At 67.4% G+C, this 724-nt stretch carries 1 protein-coding gene; it reads left to right on the plus strand.

Features of this window, described 5'->3' with window-relative positions; translation table 11 throughout:
* Nucleotides 1-143: 143 nt before the first annotated feature.
* On the plus strand, nt 144-724 hold a 581-nt coding region (locus IVB32_RS12190), incomplete at its 3' end, for a dihydroxy-acid dehydratase (protein ID WP_247410420.1).

Genomic DNA, 724 nt, shown 5'->3' on the forward strand with positions numbered 1-724 from the left:
CCACGCGCCGGGAGCAGGGGAGCCCTGTCCGGCCCAAGTTCCCGTTGCGCGCGTTCCCCCCGTGCGCTATCCGGCCGGAAAGGCCTGAGGCGGCTTCGAAAATTTGCCCCGCCCTGCCAGCCAAACCGAGGACGGAAACCGCCATGCCAGCCTATCGCTCCCGCACCACCACCCACGGCCGCAACATGGCGGGCGCCCGCGGCCTCTGGCGCGCGACGGGCATGAAGGACGGCGATTTCGGCAAGCCGATCATCGCGGTCGTCAACTCCTTCACCCAGTTCGTGCCCGGCCACGTCCATCTCAAGGACCTCGGCCAGCTCGTCGCCCGCGAGATCGAGCAGGCCGGCGGCGTGGCGAAAGAGTTCAACACCATCGCGGTCGACGACGGCATCGCCATGGGCCATGACGGCATGCTCTACAGCCTGCCGTCGCGCGAGCTGATCGCCGACAGCGTCGAGTACATGGTCAATGCCCATTGCGCCGACGGCATGGTCTGCATCTCCAACTGCGACAAGATCACCCCCGGCATGCTGATGGCGGCGCTGCGGCTCAACATCCCTGCCGTGTTCGTCTCGGGCGGACCGATGGAGGCAGGCAAGGTCACCCTGCAGGGCAAGACCAAGGCGGTCGACCTGATCGATGCCATGGTCGCAGCCGCCGATTCCAAGGTCAGCGACGAGGACGTCAAGGTGATCGAGCGCTCGGCGTGCCCGACCTGCGGCTC

The sequence above is a fragment of the Bradyrhizobium sp. 23 genome, from assembly GCF_023073295.1.
Taxonomy (GTDB): Bacteria; Pseudomonadota; Alphaproteobacteria; order Rhizobiales; family Xanthobacteraceae; genus Bradyrhizobium; species Bradyrhizobium canariense_D.